The 12,926-nt window shown below is 61.7% G+C and carries 14 protein-coding genes and 1 tRNA gene; 7 read left to right on the top strand and 8 right to left on the bottom strand.

Translation table 11 applies throughout. The features are described 5' to 3' along the window. Nucleotides 1-8: 8 nt before the first annotated feature. Together X735_RS159695 and X735_RS159700 are read left to right on the top strand one after the other, a co-directional pair. Entirely contained in the window at nucleotides 9-881 is an 873-nt protein-coding gene (locus X735_RS159695; RefSeq protein ID WP_023809649.1) for a S1C family serine protease, read from the top strand. An 8-nt stretch (nucleotides 882-889) separates the two neighbouring features. Next, complete coding sequence (locus tag X735_RS159700) at nucleotides 890-1,525, top strand: helix-turn-helix transcriptional regulator (RefSeq protein WP_023809648.1); 636 nt, start codon at nucleotides 890-892, stop codon at nucleotides 1,523-1,525. 6 nt (nucleotides 1,526-1,531) lie between these two features. On the opposite strand, the gene X735_RS159705 is transcribed toward X735_RS159700, so the two are convergent. Together X735_RS159705 and X735_RS159710 are read right to left on the bottom strand one after the other, a co-directional pair. Beyond that, complete coding sequence (locus X735_RS159705; protein WP_023809647.1) at nucleotides 1,532-1,921, bottom strand: type II toxin-antitoxin system VapC family toxin; 390 nt, start codon at nucleotides 1,919-1,921, stop codon at nucleotides 1,532-1,534. Next, nucleotides 1,918-2,184, bottom strand: coding sequence for a type II toxin-antitoxin system VapB family antitoxin (locus tag X735_RS159710; RefSeq protein WP_023809646.1), 267 nt, complete (start codon nucleotides 2,182-2,184; stop codon nucleotides 1,918-1,920). Before X735_RS159710 ends, X735_RS159705 begins: the two co-directional genes overlap by 4 nt. Before the next feature lie 179 nt (nucleotides 2,185-2,363). On the opposite strand from X735_RS159710, the gene X735_RS159715 reads away from it, so the two are divergent. Further along, a complete protein-coding gene (locus X735_RS159715; protein WP_023809645.1) occupies nucleotides 2,364-3,230 on the top strand; it encodes an NAD(P)-dependent oxidoreductase in 867 nt (288 codons plus the stop codon). 124 nt (nucleotides 3,231-3,354) lie between these two features. On the opposite strand, the gene X735_RS159720 is transcribed toward X735_RS159715, so the two are convergent. Then, nucleotides 3,355-3,870, bottom strand: coding sequence for a TIGR00645 family protein (locus tag X735_RS159720; RefSeq protein WP_023809644.1), 516 nt, complete (start codon nucleotides 3,868-3,870; stop codon nucleotides 3,355-3,357). Between the two features lie 305 nt (nucleotides 3,871-4,175). Further along, nucleotides 4,176-6,158 carry an OmpA family protein gene (locus X735_RS159725; RefSeq protein ID WP_023809643.1) on the bottom strand — a complete coding sequence of 661 codons (1,983 nt, stop codon included), beginning with the start codon at nucleotides 6,156-6,158 and terminating at the stop codon, nucleotides 4,176-4,178. Between the two features lie 196 nt (nucleotides 6,159-6,354). Between X735_RS159725 and X735_RS159730 the strand changes: the two genes are divergently transcribed. After that, nucleotides 6,355-6,801, top strand: coding sequence for a YcgN family cysteine cluster protein (locus X735_RS159730; protein ID WP_013530173.1), 447 nt, complete (start codon nucleotides 6,355-6,357; stop codon nucleotides 6,799-6,801). A gap of 253 nt (nucleotides 6,802-7,054) precedes the next feature. After that, a complete protein-coding gene (locus tag X735_RS159735; RefSeq protein ID WP_023809642.1) occupies nucleotides 7,055-7,411 on the top strand; it encodes a hypothetical protein in 357 nt (118 codons plus the stop codon). A 246-nt stretch (nucleotides 7,412-7,657) separates the two neighbouring features. Here the strand turns inward: X735_RS159735 and X735_RS159740 are convergent, their stop codons facing one another. Beyond that, a complete protein-coding gene (locus X735_RS159740) occupies nucleotides 7,658-8,368 on the bottom strand; it encodes an SIMPL domain-containing protein (RefSeq protein ID WP_023809641.1) in 711 nt (236 codons plus the stop codon). 135 nt (nucleotides 8,369-8,503) lie between these two features. On the opposite strand from X735_RS159740, the gene X735_RS159745 reads away from it, so the two are divergent. Beyond that, nucleotides 8,504-8,579, top strand: a tRNA-Ile gene (locus tag X735_RS159745). A 213-nt stretch (nucleotides 8,580-8,792) separates the two neighbouring features. On the opposite strand, the gene X735_RS159750 is transcribed toward X735_RS159745, so the two are convergent. Genes X735_RS159750 through X735_RS01000000165600 form a run of 3 tightly spaced genes read right to left on the bottom strand, consistent with a single transcriptional unit; the run spans nucleotide 8,793 to nucleotide 11,364 of the window. After that, on the bottom strand, nucleotides 8,793-10,481 hold the full coding sequence (locus X735_RS159750; RefSeq protein WP_023809640.1) for a recombinase family protein: 1,689 nt from the start codon (nucleotides 10,479-10,481) through the stop codon (nucleotides 8,793-8,795). Further along, nucleotides 10,478-10,984, bottom strand: a complete 507-nt coding sequence (locus tag X735_RS1000000167190; protein WP_032908834.1) for a DUF2924 domain-containing protein — start codon at nucleotides 10,982-10,984, stop codon at nucleotides 10,478-10,480. The genes X735_RS159750 and X735_RS1000000167190 overlap by 4 nt, the downstream gene beginning before the upstream one ends. Nucleotides 10,985-10,989: 5 nt before the next feature. Next, nucleotides 10,990-11,364, bottom strand: a complete 375-nt coding sequence (locus tag X735_RS01000000165600) for a DUF3489 domain-containing protein (RefSeq protein WP_245273115.1) — start codon at nucleotides 11,362-11,364, stop codon at nucleotides 10,990-10,992. 366 nt (nucleotides 11,365-11,730) lie between these two features. Between X735_RS01000000165600 and X735_RS159755 the strand changes: the two genes are divergently transcribed. Beyond that, the gene (locus X735_RS159755) at nucleotides 11,731-12,717 is read left to right on the top strand and encodes a 5'-nucleotidase (RefSeq protein ID WP_081734773.1); all 987 of its coding nucleotides are present in this window, start codon (nucleotides 11,731-11,733) and stop codon (nucleotides 12,715-12,717) included. Nucleotides 12,718-12,926: the final 209 nt, after the last annotated feature.

Raw genomic sequence — 12,926 nt, 5'->3', positions numbered from 1 at the left:
AGACCATTATGAGCGATTTCAATCTGAGCGCGTTTTCGCAAGCCGTCGCCGATCTCGCCGCCAAGGCCGCGCCGGCAACGGCTGGCTTCGCCACGCATCATCACCGCACGGCAAGCGCCTTCCACTGGCGCGACGGCTATTTCGTCACCGCTGAAGAGGCTGTCGAGGCCGGCGAGGAGATCGAACTGGTGTTGGCTTCGGGGGAAACGGTGAAGGCCGAGCTGGTTGGCCGCGACCCTTCTACCGGTGTTGCCCTGCTGAAGCCGGCGGAGGCCGTCAGCGCCGCGCCGTTGGCCAAGGCCGATGCGGTGCGGCCGGGCAACATCGCCATTGCCATCGGCAGCAGTGACGGTTCCGCTTTGGCTGTTTCAGGCTCGGTGGGCGAAGTCGGCCCGGCCTGGCGCTCGATGCGCGGCGGCACCATCGACCGGCGCATCAATCTTGCCGTCGGCGCGGGCGGCCGTTTCGAGGGCGGCCCGGTTCTCGACGCCAAGGGTGCGCTGATCGGCATGCTGTTGTTCGGACCGCGCCACCGGGCGCTGATCATGCCTTACGAGACGATCGAGCGGGCGGTCGCGACCTTGCGCGAAAAGGGCCATGTCGCGCGCGGCTATCTCGGCGCCGGCCTGCATCCGGTACGCGACCGCGACGCGCACGGCGCGATGGTGATGAGTCTCGATGACGATGGTCCCGCGAAGGCCGCCGGTCTCTCTCTTGGCGATATCATCGTGGCGTGGAACGGCGAGGCGGTGCACGGCCCGCGGGACCTGATCCGCAGGCTCGGACCCGACAGTGCCGGCGCTTCGGTGACGCTCGGTGTCGTGCGCGGCGGCGAACAGCGCGATGTCGCGCTGACAATCGGCGAAAAGCCGCTGAGCTGAGAGGATCCATGGACACGCTCACCAGCGACCGGATCATGCATGACGGTGCCGTCTCGCGGCGGCTGGTGGTGCTGATTGCGCTTGGCGATGCGTCACGCGCCGAGCGCCTGGCGGCCTCGCTGGCCGCGAGCTATGACCTGCTGCCGGTCGTGGCTGGCGGTGGAAGAGCCGACGTCGCCATCGTTGACGACAGCATTGGTGATGGCGTGCCGGCCCTCATTCCACGGGTGCTGCTGACCGGACGCGCTGGCGGCGAGTGGCCCGTCGGTGAGGTGCTGGCCGTGATGTCCGCTGGCGCGGACGATTTGTTGATCGCCGCGGCGGCGCGGCTGGCCGCGGCCGGCTATTGCGTCTCGGGCGAGCGCGGAAGCGGACGCCATGAGGATTTCCGTGCCGGCGATGGCGAGCCGTTCGAGGAGGAAGCCTCCGACGAGCATGCCGCCCGGCCTTCGCTGTCGCCGCGTGAGGCGGAAGTGTTGGCGCTGCTGGCCGAGGGCGCTCCAAACAAGGTGATCGCGCGGCGGCTCAACATTTCGGTGCACACCGCGAAGTTTCATGTCGCCGCAATCCTGATCAAGCTCGGTGCCGCCAACCGCACAGATGCGATTGCCATTGCGATGCGCCAAGGGCTGGTGCTGGTCTGATCCCGATCACACCGCCGCCTCGATATCGGTGAGGTGGAAATCATCACCCTTGAACAGGAGCGGCATGGCCTCGAGCCGCGCCGTGGCGTAGGCGATGCAGTCACCGAAGTTCAGCGCCGCCGGGTGCCGACCCTTGCCGTAGCGCAGGAAGGCTTGACGGGCGACAGCTGCATGATCGGCGGTGAGGGCGACGGTCTCGATCGAGGCGGTGTGTAGGAAGCTGTCGAGGCGATCCAGGATTTCATCTTGCTTGCCGCCGGCAAGAACCATCGTCGTTTCAAGAAAAGTTGGCGCGGCCAGCAGGCGTCTCTTGGCCTGCGTGATCGCCAGCACGAAACGTTCGTGACCTGGCTCGGCGCGCAGAATGGCGACCAGGGCCGAGGAATCGATGATCATTTCGTCGGGATTCCGAACTCGTCGTATCCAAGGATTTCGTCGTCGGTCATCGCATTTTCGCGTTTGGGGATTTTTCCGGCGCTGTCGGAGATCGCCATCAACCGCTGAAACAGGTCGCTGGCTTCGTCGCGCGGCACCAGCCGCTCGCGTGCAACCTCGCGCTCGAGACTTTGGCGGATGGCCTCCGTCACCGAGACGCGCCGGCGGCGGGCAAGTTCGCGCGCCAGTTGCTCGACTTCCAGATTCTTGATCGATAGCGCCATTCTATATCATACCTATCCATATAGAATATATTACCCAGGCGGCGATAAATCCAATAGGTTTGTAGTGCTGGCCAACGACAGCCTCCGCAACGTCACCGTGGCCTCCCGCAGCAAGCTCTTGATGTCCGAGGCCCTCACAGGCAAGGATCGCGCAGCGAGACAATGCAGGCGGAGGAAAAATGTCGCTCAAGGGAAAGACGCTGTTCATCTCCGGCGGGTCGCGCGGCATCGGGCTGGCGATCGCGCTGCGCGCCGCGCGTGACGGCGCCAATGTGACGATCGCGGCCAAGACCGCCGACCCGCATCCGAAGCTGCCGGGCACGATCTATACGGCGGCTGAAGAGATCGAACAGGCCGGCGGCAATGCGCTGCCTGTGCTGTGCGACATCCGTGAGGAGGCACAAGTGGCCGAGGCGGTCGCCAGGACCGTGGAGAAATTCGGCGGTATCGACATCTGCGTCAACAATGCCAGCGCCATCCAACTCACCGGCACGCTCGAGACCGACATGAAGCGCTACGATCTGATGCATCAGATCAACACGCGCGGTACCTTCCTGGTCTCGAAAATGTGCATTCCTCACCTGAAGTTGGCGCAAAATGCTCACATCTTGAATCTGGCGCCGCCGCTCGACATGAAGGCCAAGTGGTTCAGGAATCACGTCGCCTACACGATGGCCAAGTTCGGCATGTCGATGTGCACGCTGGGCATGAGTGCGGAGTTCGCCAAGGACAGCATCGCCGTCAATTCACTGTGGCCGATTTCGACCATCGACACGGCGGCGGTGCGCAATCTGCTCGGGGGCGCGACGGTGGCGGCGATGAGCCGTTTGCCCGACATCATGGCCGACGCCGCGCATGCCATCTTCATGCGCCCCGCGCGCGAGACAACAGGTAATTTCTACATCGACGAGGAGGTGCTGCGCGCCGAGGGCGTCAGCGATTTTTCAGCCTATGCGCCAGGTGCGACCGGGCCTCTGGCCGGCGATTTCTTTGTCCCTGATGAGGTGTTTGCCCGCACGGACAGCAAGATCAAGAGCATCTACTAGATCCGCGTTATTGTGAGCGTCGAGCTAAGCCATCCGCCGTGGCTGAGCCACGGCAAAGCCTCGCGCAAACAAAGCATAGGGCGCCAACCCTGCCGGGATGATTCAAGGTCCGGCAGGCGCTTGCTTACGCCTCATCCTTCTTGCCTTTGCTGAGGCCCATCAGCCGGTCGATATAGGCGAGCATGAGGGCCGAGACGACGAAGGCGAGGTGGATGATGGTCAGCCACATCAACTGGTCGGTCGTGTAGGTCGACGAGTTCAAAAACACCTGCAAAAGGTGGATGGACGAGATGGCGACGATGGTCGAGGCAACCTTGACCTTCAGCGAACCGACATCGATGGTGCCCAGCCAGTGCACGCCACCCTCCTGGTCGTCGAAGCGGCTGACGAAGTTCTCGTAGCCCGAGATGATGACCATCACCACCAGCGAGGCAACCAGCGCGGCATCGATCAGGCCGAGCATCTTGAGGATAGTGTCGGTGTCACCGAGCGTGAACGCCAGGGTAATGAACTCATAAAGCTTCTTGCCGAAGGACAGCGCATAGACGGCCAATGCAAGGGCCAGGCCTATATAGAAAACGACGAGCAGCCAGCGCGACGCGAGGATGATCGATTCGATGGCGAGTTCGAGACGCTTCATAGAATGATTCCGGCTGGTTATCTCTCGGACAATGGCCGTATTCGGCCAGGTCGCCACCGTTTGCAACACAAAAAACCCCGCCAAACAACGTCCGGCGGGGCTTAATGCGTCCCGCTGGAGTCGGGACGGGGCAGGGAACGCCCAGCGCCGAATCTGGGGTGGCTGCGCCCGCGATTCAATGAGCCGTGTCTAATCCCCGAACAATTCTTGTTGAACCCGGCGCGTTGATCCACCCCCGGCAGTGCCGGGGATGGATGCTTCTCGTGCCGATTCCGCAAACCAGGTCATGGTTTTGAAATCATGACCTAATTGTTGCTGGCGACCGGTGCCACCAGCGACGTGATGCGGCGAATGCCAACGCGCCGGTTCTCGCGGTTCGGCGCCGACGTATTGACCTTCAGATACTCCTCGCCATAGCCCTGTGTCGTCAGGTTCTCCGGCGGGATGCCGAAGGCGTTGGTCAGCGCCTCCGCCACCGATTCCGCGCGGCGATCTGACAGGGCGAGGTTGGCTTCAGGCGAGCCGACGGCGTCGGTGTGACCTTCGATCAGGAAGGTCTCGGCCGGGTTCTTCTTCAACAACTTCTCCATTGCGGTGGCGACGCCCTCGAGCTTCTGCACCTCGGTGTCGGAGATCGAGGCCGAGCCGAATTCGAAGTTGAGCGTGTCGAGATCGACGCGCCGTGCGATGTCGCGCACGCGGGCCGAACGTTTGACCTCGTCGATCGAGTAGAGGCGCTGGACCTTCTCCACCGGTGGCTGTTCGAGGAAGGTGTAGTAGTCGTCCGGATCTTCGACATCCTCGGAGTCCAGAATGTATTCCTCGCGCGGGATTGTCAGCCGCATCGGCGGCAGATCATCGCCGGGATCGCGCCAGTCGCTGTCGTCCTCATAGTGCCGCTCATCGACATAGCTCAGCACATATTCGCGTCCATCCGGCGCAATGCGCGAACGCTGGATGACGTCGCCATAGCGGTTGCGGATGGTGACGATCTGGACACCGTTGTCACGCTCGACGATTTCCCGGGTGCGATTGCCCGAGAGATCCTCATAATAGACGTTCCTGGCGCCGCGGGTCATGCGCGGGGCGTCATTGCTCTCGACGAACGTCTGGTTGTTGAACTGCAGGATGACGCGGTCGCCGAGTTCCCTGACGACGTCGACGCCTTTCGGACGCCGGCGGTCGCGGGCGTTCTCATCGGGTGCACGCTCTACGCGTGTGCCCTTTTCCTCGGTCACCGGCGCGATCTTCTCGGGCTTGATCTCCTGCTGTGCGGCCCTGTCGTCGGTGGGGGGCGGGCCTTGGTCGATGGGAGCAGCCACCGGCTTGCGGCCCTGATCGCCACCTTGCTGGGCATTTTGCCCGCCATTCTGCTGCTCGCCATCCTGGGGGACGATCTTGTCGCCCTGCTTGCGGCCGCCTCTGCGCTCGGCGTCCTTCTGGCTGTCCAGGATGGGAGCGGCGTTTGGATCGGCCGGTGCTTCGCCTTGCACCGGGTTTTCGCCCTGTACCGGTGCTGCCGTCTGACCATTGGCCGGTTGTTCGCCGGTGGCTGGCTGCTCGGCTGTGGCCGGCTGCTCGCCAACAGGTTTCCTGACACGCTTCTTCGTCGTGTCCTGGGGCTGCTCGCCCTGGGCCGCGGGCTGTTCGCCGGCAGGGGCCGTCGCCTCTCCAGCGGGAGCCTCCTTCGGTGCCGGGGCGACTTCAGGTTGGGCCTGCTGGTCCTGCCTGTTCTTCTTGCGCGGCTTGGCCTGCTCGCCGGGCTGATTGTCGTTGGCCGGTTCCGCCTGGCCGGCCGGCGCCTGCTCGGTTTGCTGCTGGTCGCGTTTCTTCCTGCGCGGCTGCTGTTCCTCGGCTGGAGCGGCCTGTTCGGCCGGCGCCTGCTCGGTCTGCTGCTGCTGGTCGCGCTTCTTCCTGCGCGGCTGCTGTTCCTCGGCGGGTGCTGCCTGTTCGGCCGGCGCCTGCTCGGTCTGCTGCTGCTGGTCGCGCTTCTTCCGGCGTGGCTGCTGCTCCTCGGCGGGCTGCTCGCTCTGGGCAGGCGCGGCCTGCTGTTCAGGCTCGGCCTTCTTGCGTTCGCGCTTCTGTTCGGGTTCCGCCTGCTGCTTTTGTGCGCAGGCTTCGGCCGCTTCGCCTTCGGCGCATGCTGCTTGCGCCAGGATGAATGGGGCTGCCGTGCGCTGGGCAAGGCCGGACGCGACACTTCCCTGAAGCGGGAACGCGCCCAACGGCGCGGATGCCATCAACAGGCCAAGTGCCGTGCCTGCCAGAATCCGTGGTTGGCGTTTCATCGAAATTCTCCTTGTGGGGTCCCATCCTTGCCGAAACCGATCTTGTGCCGATTGGTTCCAGTCTGGCACGGATAGAGGCCGTACGGGGCGATTGACCGACCTTTTGAAGGCAACTTCATGTCATTCACCTGGCGATAGCCGCATTGCGACCATTGCCGCGCTTGACCTTGCCCGCGGCTGGGGCCACATCCCGGAAATGGAAACGCCATTCTGGAAAACCAAGGCGCTGGAGGCGATGAGCCCGGCCGAGTGGGAATCACTGTGCGACGGCTGCGGCAAATGCTGCCTGTCAAAGCTTGAGGACGAGGACACTGGCGAGATCTACTGGACCAGCGTCGGCTGTCGGCTGTTCGACGCCGAGACCTGCCGCTGTTCGGACTATGCCAATCGGCTGGCGCGCGTTCCCGACTGCGTCGGGCTGACGCCGCAGAATGTGCGAACCATCAGCTGGCTGCCCAGCACCTGTGCCTATCGGCTGGTGGCCGAAGGCCGCGACCTCTACTGGTGGCACCGGCTGGTGTCGGGCAGCGCCGAGACCGTGCATGAAGCCGGCATCTCGATGCGCGGCCGGGTCAAGGCGAGCGAAACCGATCTTGCCGAGCCGGAAGACTATTTTGACTATGTGCTGGACGAGGAGCCGTAGGACCAGCGACGGTGAGCAGGAGCCTCCCGTTCGAATGCATTCGGCCAATCAGCGGGGTTGGAACCGGGGCGTCGAGTCAGACGTTCTGGCCTTCACCAAGGGCTGGGGACGACGGCAAATGGCCGGAACTTTCCTTCTTCCCGCCATATGAACCGGAGATGAACGGCAGGTTCGTAAAGAGTTCAGACAGGCAAGCGCATTCTCCCCCTCATCGGTTCACAAGGGGCGAAGGCCCGCAAAAGGAGAGAAGACGATGTTCAACACGATCAAGACGGCAGCCCTTTCGGCCCTGGTCGGTCTCGGCACGCTGGCGGCTGTTCCCGCTCACGCCGACAGCCTTTACCTCGGCTTCGGCAACAACAACGACCCGCGTTTCGGCGTCTATACCGGTGACGACGGTTATCGCCATCGCCGTGACGAGCGCCGTGGCGACTGGCGCCGTGGCTGCTCGCCGGACCGCGCCCTCGACAAGGCCGAACGCATGGGTCTGCGCCGTGCCCGCATCGTCGACGTCAGCCGTCGTACGGTGAAGGTGATGGGCCGCCAGGACGGCGACCGCGTCGTCGTCGTGTTCGCCAATGAGCGCGGCTGCCCCGTCATCTATCGCTAAGGCCGGCTTTGGCGGATCATAGAGGCATGATCGTCTGCGAGGATCAGCCGGGAGACACGACCTTCAGTGAAGGTCGGTCTGGCAGCATGATCTCCTACGAAGATCAGCCGGGACTAGCCGAGCCCCTTTCCGTTTGAAGGGTGTGGCTCGAAAAAACCCCGCGGGAGCAATCCTGCGGGGTTTTTCATGCACGCTATTGGCTGATGATTGCCGTGGCTAGGCTCAGCTACGGACCGTCAGAGCCGATTATTTCAGTTCGAAGGTGACGGTGACCTGCACATTGTAGGCGTTCTCACCGGCTTGTACCGGAGCCGCGCCGGCCGCGGCATCGAAGGCTTTGGCATTGATCGGCATCGGCGCCGGCCTGATGTTCTGGTCTGTGATCTCGAGCACCCGGCCGAGGCTGACGCCGGCGGCTTCGGCCAGCGTCTTGGCCTTGGCCATGGCGTCGGCGACCGCCTTCTTTCGCGCCTCGGTGACCGTGGCTGCCGGGTTGTCGTTGGTGAAGGCAATGCCGCCGCCCTGGTTGACGCCCAGCGACACCGCCTTGTCGAGGACCTCGCCTGTCTTGTCGACGTCGCGCACCCGCACCGAAAGCGTGTTGGTCACCTGATAGGCGACGAGTTCGGCTTCCTGGCTGCCGTCCGGCTTGTTGGTGTAGTTGTAGCGCGGGTTGATCTGGATGCCAGCGGTCTGCAGATCGCGGTCCTTGATGCCGGCGGACTTCATCGCCGCGATCACGGCGGCCATGGCGTCATTGTTGGCATCGAGCGCGGCGCGCGCGGTCTTGGCCTCGCGCATGACGCTCAGCGTCAGGACCGCCAGATCGGGGGCTACGGTTGCTTCGCCTTCGCCCGACACGATGATGCGGGGCGGCGTCGGCAGATCGGCGGCTCCAGCCATCGCCGGAAAAGCGATTGCAGCGGCGAGCGCGAGAGGCAAAAGATGTCTGGTCATGAAAATCTCCTTGGTCTGCGATCAAGTCGCAAGGGGTCGCGTAGAGCGCGATTATGGGTTGATTTGGGCGATCTGCGGAAGCCCGTAGGGAAAGCCTTGTGCCGCGATGCGAAAAACATTAATCCAGCCCGCGTGGGGCCTGTAGCTCAATGGTTAGAGCCGGCGGCTCATAACCGCTTGGTTGGGGGTTCGAGTCCCTCCGGGCCCACCATCCAGTCCCCTCGTTTTTCGGGGTTTCGACCGTCTCAGAATACCTCCGACATTTCCGTGGGTTAGCGCCGAGTAGTGGGCAACACTTGGCTGAGACGCCGCGGTAAACGCAAAACACCCGACTTTTAAGTCGTCCGTCTCTGTCGGGCGAATTCCGTAGCCAAGTGTTTGCCAAAGCGATGGTCGACTGGTCAGCGAGATGCTCGCCGGATGGTTAGAAGCCCAGGAGTGCAGCCTGGTCAGTCCAAGTAAGGGGGAGGTCCGACAATCGGGACAGCCGGTGCGCCGTTAGTTCAACAGGTTGATCACCTGCAACGATGTTGGCCGCAATTTTTGGAACGAGGAAAGCGAAGGGCAATAGGCGGCTGACCTCGGATGTATCGGTGCCGTTGAGCATGGCAACGTCGGTAAGGCTGCGACCGACTCCGTCTGTAAGTTGGCCGAGATATAGGTGGGCGCGGCGCAGAAGGTTGATCAAGGCGGCATCGGGTGCCCGGTTGATATTGGATCCGTTGGTAAGCACGATCCGCGTTTCGACGCCGCGACGCTTCATTCCGATTGGACATTCGATGGAAGTTACTTGGGCGCTATCGTTGGGTGGCAGCTTTCGGTCGAGAAGCAATTCCGATAGCGAGCGGCGATCCAGTTCGATGGTCAATAAACCAAGCTTGAGGGTGATCCTGTGAACGATCTTTTGGAGGAGAGATCGCTTCGCATCCGTAGTGCCTGAAGCCCAACACGACCGCATCTCGTCAACTCGCCGCATCGCTGCCTGGATTTCGCCAGAGTCTGCCCATTGCCGAATCCAATCAGACAGTTGGGCTTGATCACTGAGAATCCGATTGAGGCGATGCTCAACAACTGACTCAAGTGCGGGTGCCGGAAGACGCCAGCCCTCGGAACCTTTCCTGCGCTCATCGACGAACTGCTTTGAGACATAGTATCGGTAGCGAACACCTTGCTTATTGGCATGAACCGATCGCAATTTCTCGCCCGCTTCATCAAAGAGCAGACCGGTGAGCAAATGGGCTTGCGTGACATTGGACTCGCTTCGCCGCCGCGGCGCCTGAGAGGCAAGTAGTGCCTGGGCCTCGTCGAACGTGGCAGACGTGACAATTGGCTTGTGCTCTCCATCGTAGACCTGATCCTTGTGCCTGATCTTGCCGACGTAGACCGGGTTCGAAAGCAGGTGGTAGAGGTTGCCGCGACCAAACGGCATGGTAACTGCAACTGATCCGTCTATGAGGTGTCGCGATCGTGTGGAAACCCCGTCGCTCGCAGCCTCATCGACAAGGTCGCGCACTGACCTCAGGGTGAGATAGCGGGCGAACAGGTGTCTGACTGTTTGTGCCTCGGTTTCGTCAATCACCAGCTTGCGGTACTCGACACGATAGCCCAGGGGCACCACGCCACCCATCCACATGCCTTTCTTCTTCGAGGCCGCGATCTTGTCGCGGATACGCTCTGCTGTAACCTCTCGCTCGAACTGGGCGAAGGACAAGAGCACGTTGAGCGTGAGCCTGCCCATTGAGGTTGTGGTGTTGAACTGCTGCGTGACCGAGACAAACGAGACGGAGCTGGCATCGAAGATCTCGACGATCTTGCAAAAATCCATCAGCGAACGGGTGAGGCGGTCGATCTTGTAGACGACCACCACATCGACCTCTTTGTCCCGGATGTCCTGTAGGAGACGCTGCAGGGCAGGGCGCTCCATCGTGCCGCCCGAAATCCCGCCGTCATCGTAGTGGCTTGGCATCAACTTCCAGCCAAGACCGACCTGCGATGCGATGAAGGCCGCGCACGCTTCGCGCTGGGCATCGAGCGAATTGAATTCCTGCTCCAATCCCTCTTCGGTCGATTTGCGAGTGTAGATCGCGCAGTTGAGGCGAGGGATTGCTGTCATAGGCCAAAGAACCTCGGGCCAGACCAATGGGCGCCGGTAATGCGGCGGGCGACAGCCGACAGCGATCCGTACGTCTTGCCATCGAGCACGAAGCCGTCATAGACCACTTCGATAACGTGCATCCGGCCATTCCATTCCCGCACCAGACGGGAGCCGATTCTTGGCGGAAGGGATCGTGGCGGCGACGTTAGTGCCTTATCCGATGACGCTGCTCGGACCGACGGAACACCGTCCTCGCGATCCGGTCCAGTATTGCTCGGTTGGACAGCCTTTACGTTGGACTGGCGCGCGTTGCCTGCTCCGAGTGTTTTCTTGACGGTCGAAGGTAAACCACCCAATCGCTTGGCCTGGAGATGCCAGGCGGCCGACCGTTCAAGCAACCCACGTTTGACCCCTTTGGGCGGCGGGCAGCCATAGGCCTTTTTCCATGCTGCCGTGAGTTCATCACGCGTGAGACCGCCAATCCCGGCGATCTCACTATCCAGATCCTGTCTTTTGCGCATCTAGGTCAACCGGCGGTCTTCGCCTCGGCAATGCGGTACCGCCTTTGTCCGTCCTTGCCGGTGTCGCTGAGCAGTTCGTGGCCAAGCTTCTTCTTGACGGTACCGGAGAGGAAACCCCGCACCGAATGCGCCTGCCATCCCGTCGCATCCATCAGGGTTTGGATTGTAGCGCCTTTGGCCGACTTCAGCTTCTTGAGGACGATGTCGGTTTTGGTAGGCGCTGCGGGCGCTTCGTCCTTTGCCTTCTTGACCGTCACCGCGACGGTCACCACGGACTTCTCGCGCGGCTTCCGGGTTGGGGTGCTGTCGTCGACGCTGGGTGCCGTATCGGCGGCTTCCGCATTGTCGGCCTTCATAGTGGTGTTGTTAAAGATAGACATTTCAAATCTCCATCAGTTAGAAGCCCGGACCATTCCGGCGCTTGTACTGACCGAAGCCCGCTGTCTTGGCGGGCTGGAGATTCTGCTCGTTGTTAATCCATTGTTCTTCTGCTGCGCTGGCAACACCAATGCTTCGTTGCCGTATGAAGTCCAGTCGAATATCGCTGCCTTCGAGGGCTTAGACCACACCAGTGGACCTTCCCACGACGTGTCGATGCTCCCAAGTCCATCTGGCATTTGAAAAGTTAGGAAATCGCGATGAAATGACAGCGATCCGCAATGAACCGCAGATCTTCAATTCTTCGGAAATAAGTCAAATATAGAAAGGGCATTGCCTAGGCTGTCTTAATATCGGAGGAAGGGCAAATGGAAATCGCGGAAGCCTCTCTTACAGCCGAAGATGACAAGGGGAATGGCGATCCAGGGTCTACGCTAAGGGCCAGCCCTCTCCGCATCGGAATCTCTACGCGCGCTCTTTTTGATCTGGAGGAGGAACATCGCGTATTCGAGAACTACGGCGTCAAGTCGTATGCGGCCATGCAACTCGAACGCGAGGACGTGATCCTCCGCAGGGGTGCTGGCTTTGAGGTAGTCGAGCGGTTACTCGCGCTGAACGATCCTGAGGCTGCTCCGTATGTTGAAGTGATCCTTCTGTCCCAGAACTCGCCCGACCTCTCTCTCCGAGCGTTCAAGTCGATCGATCATTATGGGCTTGTCGTCAAGACAGGCAGTTTTACTAGCGGGCGGTCACTCGCTCCTTTTGTTCCTGCTTGGGGCATTGACCTATTTCTCTCAAACGCGGACACGGATGTAAAAGGAGCGGTGGACGGCGGAGCAGCCGCTGCTCGGCTTGGCTTGGCGCCCAAGGATCGTGCCGAAACACCCCAGGGCGAGGTCCGGGTCGCGTTCGACGGCGATGCTGTAGTGTTTGGCCCCGAGTCCGACGCAATCTACAAAGAAAAGGGCCTGGAGGCTTTCCTTGCGCATGAGACCGCGAACGCGAGCAATCCGATGGCGCGCGGCCCGTTTGGCAATTTTCTTCACAAGTTATCGGCATTGCGCCGAGTTTTCCTTAATGAGGGCAACGTGAGTAAGGTCCGCATCGCACTTGTCACTGCCCGGAACGCCCCTGCGCATGAGCGCGTAATTCGGACGCTGAGAGCGTGGGGAACACCAGCTGACGAGGCGCACTTCGTAGGCAGCCGTGAGAAAGCACCCATCCTGAAGGCGCTCGGGGCCCACATTTTCTTTGATGATCAAGAGAAGCACGTTTTAGGCGCGGCGGCAGTGGTTCCTGCCGGCCATGTTCCCGGACCTCACGATCCGGCTGCGCCGGTAATCCCGGCCGGCTGATTCTTCAGGATTAGATCTCGTTCGCTTTGACTGAGCGTCCGAACGTGACGGCATGCGATCTGGGCATAGTGGAAGCCGAACGGCGGCTTTGCGCCCAATGGCAGTCATTCGTACGGTCCCGTCCATTCACCAAAAGCGGACCATGGGGCGGAAGTATAGGTGAGCATTCCGTGCCGGCGAGCGCCGCCAACTGCGTGCGACTGCCCTGT

Origin of the sequence: Mesorhizobium sp. L2C084A000, assembly GCF_000502875.1 — a bacterium.
In the GTDB taxonomy this organism is placed as follows: domain Bacteria; phylum Pseudomonadota; class Alphaproteobacteria; order Rhizobiales; family Rhizobiaceae; genus Mesorhizobium.
This window is presented reverse-complemented; position numbering and strand designations above follow the sequence as displayed.

What these genes read in the sequence shown, in the direction of transcription:
- X735_RS159750 (WP_023809640.1), bottom strand. Translation starts at nt 10,481, where the DNA reads ATGACAGCAATCCCTCGCCTCAACTGCGCGATCTACACTCGCAAATCG.
- X735_RS159695 (WP_023809649.1), top strand. Translation starts at nt 9, where the DNA reads ATGAGCGATTTCAATCTGAGCGCGTTTTCGCAAGCCGTCGCCGATCTC.
- X735_RS159740 (WP_023809641.1), bottom strand. Translation starts at nt 8,368, where the DNA reads ATGACCAGACATCTTTTGCCTCTCGCGCTCGCCGCTGCAATCGCTTTT.
- X735_RS159755 (WP_081734773.1), top strand. Translation starts at nt 11,731, where the DNA reads ATGGAAATCGCGGAAGCCTCTCTTACAGCCGAAGATGACAAGGGGAAT.
- X735_RS01000000165600 (WP_245273115.1), bottom strand. Translation starts at nt 11,364, where the DNA reads ATGTCTATCTTTAACAACACCACTATGAAGGCCGACAATGCGGAAGCC.
- X735_RS159730 (WP_013530173.1), top strand. Translation starts at nt 6,355, where the DNA reads ATGGAAACGCCATTCTGGAAAACCAAGGCGCTGGAGGCGATGAGCCCG.
- X735_RS159715 (WP_023809645.1), top strand. Translation starts at nt 2,364, where the DNA reads ATGTCGCTCAAGGGAAAGACGCTGTTCATCTCCGGCGGGTCGCGCGGC.
- X735_RS159700 (WP_023809648.1), top strand. Translation starts at nt 890, where the DNA reads ATGGACACGCTCACCAGCGACCGGATCATGCATGACGGTGCCGTCTCG.
- X735_RS159725 (WP_023809643.1), bottom strand. Translation starts at nt 6,158, where the DNA reads ATGAAACGCCAACCACGGATTCTGGCAGGCACGGCACTTGGCCTGTTG.
- X735_RS1000000167190 (WP_032908834.1), bottom strand. Translation starts at nt 10,984, where the DNA reads ATGCGCAAAAGACAGGATCTGGATAGTGAGATCGCCGGGATTGGCGGT.
- X735_RS159735 (WP_023809642.1), top strand. Translation starts at nt 7,055, where the DNA reads ATGTTCAACACGATCAAGACGGCAGCCCTTTCGGCCCTGGTCGGTCTC.
- X735_RS159705 (WP_023809647.1), bottom strand. Translation starts at nt 1,921, where the DNA reads ATGATCATCGATTCCTCGGCCCTGGTCGCCATTCTGCGCGCCGAGCCA.
- X735_RS159710 (WP_023809646.1), bottom strand. Translation starts at nt 2,184, where the DNA reads ATGGCGCTATCGATCAAGAATCTGGAAGTCGAGCAACTGGCGCGCGAA.
- X735_RS159720 (WP_023809644.1), bottom strand. Translation starts at nt 3,870, where the DNA reads ATGAAGCGTCTCGAACTCGCCATCGAATCGATCATCCTCGCGTCGCGC.